Annotated in this window: 1 protein-coding gene; it reads left to right on the top strand. The window is 65.7% G+C overall.

From position 1 onward, the window contains the following. Window positions 1-83: 83 nt before the first annotated feature. A complete protein-coding gene (gene acnA / locus AC1DU6_RS24650; protein ID WP_477860290.1) occupies window positions 84-2795 on the top strand; it encodes an aconitate hydratase AcnA in 2712 nt (903 codons plus the stop codon). The last annotated feature ends 437 nt before the right edge of the window (window positions 2796-3232 follow it).

The following is a 3232-nucleotide window of genomic DNA, read 5'->3' on the forward strand; positions in this document are numbered from 1 at the left end:
GCGCCTAGATTTGGCCCTGAGCGGGACCTCACGCGGGGACGAYTCACAGGCCAATAGACCCCAGTCATCCTATAGGAGTAACCATGCCGAAACCCGCGGCCCACGCGTTTGCAAACACCCAGGCCAAGTTCAAGCTCGCCGCAGGCAAGTCCGGGCAGTTTTTCTCCCTGCCCAAGCTGGCCGAGGCCTACCCGAACGTGGCGCGCATGCCGATCTCGATGCGCATCGTGCTGGAAAGCGTGCTGCGCAACTGCGACGGCAAGAAAGTGACGGCCGAGCATGTCGAGCAACTGGCCAACTGGAAGCCCAATGCCGCCCGCGTCGATGAGATCCCCTTCGTCGTCGCTCGCGTGGTGCTGCAGGACTTCACCGGCGTGCCCTTGCTGGCCGACCTGGCCGCCATGCGCAACGTGGCCGCCGCGATGGGCAAGAACCCCAAAGCCATCGAACCGCTGGTGCCGGTGGACCTCGTCGTCGACCACTCGGTCATGATCGACTACTACGGCACCAAGAAGGCGCTGGACCTGAACATGAAGCTGGAGTTCGAGCGCAACCGCGAGCGCTACGAGTTCATGAAGTGGGGCATGCAGGCTTTCGACACCTTCGGCGTCGTACCGCCCGGCTTCGGCATCGTCCACCAGGTCAACCTCGAGTACCTGGCGCGCGGCGTGCACAAGGGCAAGGACGGCGTCTTCTACCCGGACAGTCTCGTCGGCACCGACAGCCACACGACCATGATCAACGGCATCGGCGTCGTCGGCTGGGGCGTGGGCGGCATCGAGGCCGAGGCCGGCATGCTGGGCCAGCCGGTCTACTTCCTGACGCCCGACGTGGTCGGCTTCGAGCTGACGGGCCAACTGCGCGAGGGCGTGACAGCCACCGACCTGGTGCTCACCGTCACCGAGATCCTGCGCAAGCACAAGGTCGTCGGCAAGTTCGTCGAGTTCTTCGGCGAAGGCACCCGCACGCTGGCCCTGCCCGACCGCGCGACGATTGCCAACATGGCGCCCGAGTACGGCGCCACCATGGGCTTCTTCCCGGTCGACGAGAAGACCGTCGACTACTTCAAGGGCACCGGCCGCACCGCCGCCGAGATCGAGGCCTTCGAGGCCTATTGGCGGGCTCAAGGCATGTTCGGCGTGCCCAAGGCGGGCGACATCGACTTCACCTCGGTGGTCTCGCTGGACCTGGGCACCGTGGCGCCCAGCCTGGCCGGCCCCAAGCGCCCGCAGGACCGCATCGAGATCACGAATCTCGCCTCCACCTTCGCGCAGCTCTTCAGCAAGCCCACCGCCGAGAACGGTTTCAACCAGCCCGCGGACAAGCTGGCGCAGAACTTCGTCACCGAATCGGGCCTGCCGGTGAAGAACGGCGACGTGCTGATCGCTGCCATCACCTCCTGCACCAACACCAGCAACCCCAGCGTGCTGCTGGCCGCGGGCCTGCTGGCCAAGAAGGCGGTGGAAGCCGGCCTCACGGTGGCGCCGCACATCAAGACGTCCCTCGCGCCTGGCTCGCGCATCGTCACCGAGTACCTGGAGAAGGCCGGACTGCTGCCCTATCTGGAAAAGCTCGGCTTCAACGTCGCCGCCTATGGCTGCACGACCTGCATCGGCAACGCCGGCGACCTGACGCCCGAGCTGAACAAGCTCATCCAGGACAACGACCTCGTCTGTGCGGCCGTGCTGTCGGGCAACCGCAACTTCGAGGCCCGCATCCACCCCAACCTCAAGGCCAACTTCCTGGCCAGCCCGCCGCTGGTCGTGGCCTATGCCATCGCTGGTACCGTGACCCGCGACCTGATGACGCAGCCCGTGGGCTACAACAGCAAGGGCCATCCCGTMTTCCTGGGCGACATCTGGCCCAGCAGCGACGAGATCTACGCGCTGATGAAGCATGCGATGGACCCCGTTGCCTTCAAGGCCAACTACGACCAGGTCGCCACCAAGCCCGGCAAGCTGTGGGACGCCATCAAGGGCGTCAAGGGCCAGGTCTACAACTGGCCCAAGAGCACCTACATCGCCCAGCCGCCCTTCTTCGAGGGTTTCACGATGGTCCCACCGGCGCTGGTGTCGGGCGTCAAGGGCGCCAAGGTCATGGCGCTGTTCGGCGATTCGATCACCACCGACCACATCAGCCCGGCCAGCTCCTTCAAGGAGACGACGCCGGCCGGCCAGTTCCTGACGGCCAACGGCGTGGCCAAGGCCGACTTCAATTCCTACGGCGCGCGCCGCGGCAACCATGACGTGATGATGCGCGGCACCTTCGCCAATGTGCGGGTGAAGAACCTGATGCTGCCCGCCCGGCCCGACGGCTCGCGCGAGGAAGGCGGCTACACGCTGAAGGGCGGCCAGCAGACCACCATCTACGACGCCGCCATGGCCTATATCCAGGAAGGCACGCCCACCGTCATCTTCGCGGGCGAGGAATACGGCACCGGGTCGAGTCGAGATTGGGCCGCGAAGGGAACTCAACTGCTGGGCATCAAGGCCGTCATCGCCAAAAGCTTCGAGCGCATCCACCGCAGCAACCTGATCGGCATGGGTGTGCTGCCGCTGCAGTTCAAGGCCGGCACGAGCTGGGAGTCGCTGGGCCTGACCGGCGCGGAGACGATAGACATCGGCCTGGCCGAGGTGATCAAGCCGCAAGGCGACGCGGCGATGACGATCACCTACGCCGACGGATCGGTCAGGCAGGTACCGCTGACGCTGCGCATCGACACGGCCATCGAGGTGGACTACTACTACCACGGCGGCATCCTGCCGTTCGTGTTGAGACAGTTGCTCGCGGCCTGAGACCTCTCGCCCAAGGAGTACCTTGGTCGGTCTCCCGAGGAGACGGCGATGCTTGCCGGATTGACCGGCAAGCACATCGCCCAACGCGGGCCGGCTAGGGAGCGGCCCGGCGCTCGACCCGCAAGTCCTCCCCCTGTCTAGACAAGTACGCAGCAGGTTTATGGGACAGGTTTGTCCCACGACACGCACGCCATCCACCTCACCAGAATCCGCGGCTTCTTCAACCCAGTGCCCCGACCCGGGGCCGACAGGAGCTTGCATGAAGACCTGGTTCAAGCTGACCGCCGCTGCCCTTGCCGTTGTCGCCACAAGCGCCAGCCATGCCGCCAGCACCGAGTGCCTGGATGTGCGCGTGAGCAACGCCTCGCCCGTCGTGAACGGCGATGTGGACGTCCACGTGGACGTCGCCGTGACCAACCAGTGCCGCACCGCCGTGC

Source organism: Roseateles sp. P5_B10, assembly GCF_056400485.1.